We start from the raw sequence: 3,921 nt of genomic DNA on the forward strand, positions 1-3,921 counted from the left end.
CGTACTCCCAACCGCGCGCGGTCGGTGGCGCCAGAGTGCGCATCGACTCGAACGTGCCCGCCCCGGAGTCGACGGCCACCGCCTCGAACGAGGGCTGCACGCGCACACGCTGCTGGGTGATCGACGAGCCGAACGTGTCGGCGTAGAACGCCTGTTCCTTGACGGCCTGCAGCGCCGCGGACACGTGATCGACCCCGTCGGCGGCGAGCAGTCGCCCCGAGTACTCGTCGAGCACCCCGATCTTGTCGGCAGCGGGGACGTCGAACGGGTCGACGACGTAATCCGACACCCAGCTCACGTCGGAGTACACCGGCTCCGGTGCCAGCTCGATGCGCTCGGCATTGAGCGGCGCCAGGGTGGCGGCGACGCGGACCGCACGGCGGGCCGTTTCGGCGGCGACGGTCGGATCCAGCTCGGCGTGCGACGCGAAACCCCACGTGCCGTCGACGATGACCCGCACCGCAAGACCGATCTCGCGGCTGACGACCGACGTCTCCAGCTCGCCGTCGCGCAGCTGCACGATCTCGGTGGTGATGCGGTGTATCCGCAGGTCTGCGTAGCTTGCGCCGGCAGCCGCGGCCGCCGACAGCGCTGCATCGGCGAGCTGGTGTCGCGGCAGCTCGAGGAAATCGGCATCGACACGTCGGCGCGCTGTCACGCCTCTACCGTAGTGGCACCATAATGACGCGGTGGGTCGCCAGCCAGTTCGACGCAGCATTCGCAACGCCGTCGTGGGCTACACGCTGCTCGCCCCCAGCCTGTTCGGCGTGGTGACCTTCCTGCTGCTGCCGATGTTCGTCGTGGGATGGCTCAGTCTGCACAGCTGGGACCTACTCGGACCGATCCGCTATGTGGGGCTGGGCAATTGGCGGTCCGTCCTCGGTGATGACACGTTCGGCACCTCGATGGTCGCCACCGCAGTATTCATCCTCCTGGTCGTTCCGCTGCAGACGGTGCTCGGCCTGTTCGCGGCGACCATGCTCGCGCGCAACCTGCCGGGCAGCGGCTTCCTCCGGACGCTGTACGTGCTGCCGTGGATCTGCTCGCCGCTGGCGATCGCGGTGCTGTGGAAGTGGATCCTCGCGCCGACCGATGGCGCGGTGAGCACCGTGCTCGGCTACCCCGTCGAGTGGTTGACCGATCCCGTGCTGGCGCTGCCCGTCGTCTCGGCGGTCACGGTGTGGACCAACGTCGGCTACGTGACGTTGTTCTTCCTCGCGGGCATCCTGGCCATCCCGCGCGACGTCCAGGACGCGGCGCGCACCGACGGCGCCAACTCCTGGCAGCGGTTTCGCCACATCACGCTCCCGATGCTGCGACCCACGCTGTTCTTCGTCCTCGTCACCGGGATCGTCAGCGCCGCACAAGTTTTCGACACGGTCTACGCCCTCACCGGCGGCGGCCCACTTGGCCACACCGACCTCGTCGCGCACCGCATCTACGCCGAGGCGTTCGGTGCAGCCGCGGTCGGGCGCGCCGCGGTGATGGCGGTCATCCTGTTCGTGCTGCTGCTCGGCGTGACGTTGATCCAGCACTTCTACTTCCGGCGAAGAATCAGCTATGACTTGGTCTAGAACAGTCTCGAACGCCGCGATCTACCTGGCCCTCGCGGCCCTCGCGGTGATCACGCTGGTTCCGTTCGGGCTCGGCCTGTTGACGTCGTTCACCTCCGCGCACCAGTTCAACACCGAGTCCCCGCTGTCGGTGCCGTCGCCGCCGACGTTGGCGAACTACCTCGGCCTGGCCGACGCGGGATTCGGCCGGGCCATCGTGGTGACGGCACTGATGACCGCCGTCATCCTGCTCGGACAGCTCACCTTCTCGGTGTTCGCCGCATACGCCTTTGCGCGGATGGAGTTTCCCGGCCGTGACGCACTGTTCTGGGTGTACGTCGCGACGCTGATGGTGCCTGCCACCGTGACCGTGGTGCCGCTATACCTGATGATGGCCGAGGTCGGCCTGCGGAACACGTTCTGGGCCTTGGTGTTGCCGTTCATGTTCGGCTCGCCGTACGCGATCTTCCTGTTGCGGGAGTACTTCCGGACGATTCCACGAGATCTCATCAGGGCGGCCAGGATCGACGGCGCCAACACCCTCGACGTGATCGTGCACGTCGTGCTGCCCGCGAGCCGCCCGATCCTGGTCACCCTGGCGCTGATCACCGCGGTGTCGCAGTGGAACAACTTCATGTGGCCACTGGTAATCACCAGCGGCGGCAAGTGGCAGGTGCTGACCGTGGCCACCGCGGGCCTGCAGTCGCGCTTCGACGCGCAGTGGACGCTGGTGATGGCGGCGACGACGGTCGCGATCGTGCCCCTGATCGTGCTCTTCGTGGCGTTCGGCCGTCACATCGTCCGCTCGATCGTCGTGACGGGGATCAAGTGACGCCGCCTTCGTTGAGTGAGCGCTCACGGTCGAGAACGGCGAGCAACGACGACCGTGAGCGCTATCTCAACGGCTGGAGGTCGAGGTGAAGCCCAAGTTCTCGACACTCTTCGTCGGCGCGCTGGCGGTCGTCCTCGCGGTCTTGCTCGGTGCCGCGGTGCTGCTCGGCGGGTCGAGCGATCGCTCCGGCAAGACCGTGGTGACGGTGCGACTGTGGGACGAACAGGTGGCCGCGGCCTACCGCCAGTCGTTCGACGCGTTCACCCGCGAACATCCCGACATCGAGGTGCGCGTCAACGTCGTCGCGTACTCGTCCTACTTCGACACGCTGCGCACCGACGTGGCGGGCGGTGGGGCGGACGACGTCTTCTGGCTCTCCAATGCCTATTTCGCCGGCTACGCCGACAACGGCAGACTGCTCGACATCGGGAAGACGCTGGGTCCGGGTGCCGCACGGGCATGGGAAACCCCTGTGGTGCAACAGTTCACCCGCCACGGCGTGCTGTGGGGCGTCCCGCAGCTCACCGACGCAGGCATCGCCGTGTACTTCAACGCCGACCTCCTCGACCAGGCGGGCGTCGGCCTCGCCGAACTGCTCGGACTGCGGTGGTCGCCCGGCGGGGCCTCCGCCCGTGACACGTTGGCGCCACTACTGGCAAGGCTGACGGTCGACGCCGACGGAAACCGGGCCGACACACCGCAATTCGATCCGTCCAGGATCCGGCAGTGGGGCTACAACGCGGCCAACGATCTGCAGGGCATCTACCTCGACTACATCGGTTCGGCGGGCGGACTCTTCACCGACGGGGACCGCTTCGCGTTCGACAACCCCGCGGCGATCCAGGCCTTCGAGTACCTGGTCCGCCTCATCAACGACGACCACGTCGCTCCCCCGGCATCGGACACCAACGGCAACGGCGACTTCTCGCGCAACCAGTTTCTGCAGGGACGGATGGCGCTGTTTCAGTCGGGCACCTACAACCTGTCCGCGATCGCGGATCAGGCGCCGTTTCGCTGGGGCGTGACCATGTTGCCGACGGGTCCGACGGGGCGCGTCAGCGTCACCAACGGAATCGCCGCCGCGGGCAACGCCGCCTCACCCCATCCCGACGCGGTGCGACAAGTCCTCGAATGGATGGGCAGCACCCGCGGCAATGCGTTCCTCGGAGCCGACGGCGCCGCGATCCCGGCGGTGATCGCGGCGCAACCCACGTACTTCAACCACTGGGCCGCCAGGGGCGTCGACGTGGCCCCGTTCTTCAAGGTGCTCGACGGACCGCGCATCGCAGCGCCTGGTGGGCCGGGTTTTGCCGCCGGCTATCAGGCGTTCAAACCGTACTTCGACGAGATGTTCCTCGGCCGTCGCGACGTGCCCGGCAGCCTCAAGGACGCGCAGGTCGCCGCGAACGCGGCGGCCGACCGCTAGGCGGGCAGGTGCCGAATGGCCAGTTATCGCACGCATTTTGGCTGATTGCGTAGCATAAGTGGCCACTCGGCGGCAAAAGCTAGGTGCTCGTCGCCAGCGGGGTGAACAGT

The 3,921-nt window shown here is 67.4% G+C and carries 4 protein-coding genes; 3 read left to right on the forward strand and 1 reads right to left on the reverse strand.

Annotation, left to right across the window (positions count from 1 at the left end):
• A partial coding sequence (locus QOD90_RS23750) for a PmbA/TldA family metallopeptidase (RefSeq protein WP_526353678.1) occupies window positions 1–658 on the reverse strand: 658 nt, incomplete at its 3' end.
• Window positions 659–716: 58 nt separating this feature from the next.
• Here QOD90_RS23750 and QOD90_RS23755 point away from each other — a divergent pair.
• The 3 genes from QOD90_RS23755 to QOD90_RS23765 all read left to right on the forward strand — a co-directional run bounded on the left by QOD90_RS23755 (window position 717) and on the right by QOD90_RS23765 (window position 3,811).
• The gene (locus QOD90_RS23755) at window positions 717–1,574 is read left to right on the forward strand and encodes a carbohydrate ABC transporter permease (RefSeq protein ID WP_526353684.1); all 858 of its coding nucleotides are present in this window, start codon (window positions 717–719) and stop codon (window positions 1,572–1,574) included.
• Window positions 1,561–2,385: a carbohydrate ABC transporter permease gene (locus QOD90_RS23760; protein ID WP_526353680.1), complete on the forward strand. Its 825-nt coding sequence runs from the start codon at window positions 1,561–1,563 to the stop codon at window positions 2,383–2,385. The genes QOD90_RS23755 and QOD90_RS23760 overlap by 14 nt, the downstream gene beginning before the upstream one ends.
• 85 nt (window positions 2,386–2,470) lie before the next feature.
• Window positions 2,471–3,811, forward strand: a complete 1,341-nt coding sequence (locus tag QOD90_RS23765) for an ABC transporter substrate-binding protein (RefSeq protein WP_526353682.1) — start codon at window positions 2,471–2,473, stop codon at window positions 3,809–3,811.
• Window positions 3,812–3,921 lie beyond the last annotated feature (110 nt).

The sequence above is a fragment of the Mycobacterium sp. genome, from assembly GCF_032161845.1.
Lineage (GTDB): Bacteria > Actinomycetota > Actinomycetes > Mycobacteriales > Mycobacteriaceae > Mycobacterium.

Bases quoted from the DNA above. Each gene is read 5' to 3' on its own strand.
- QOD90_RS23760 (WP_526353680.1), top strand. From the start codon at position 1,561: ATGACTTGGTCTAGAACAGTCTCGAACGCCGCGATCTACCTGGCCCTC.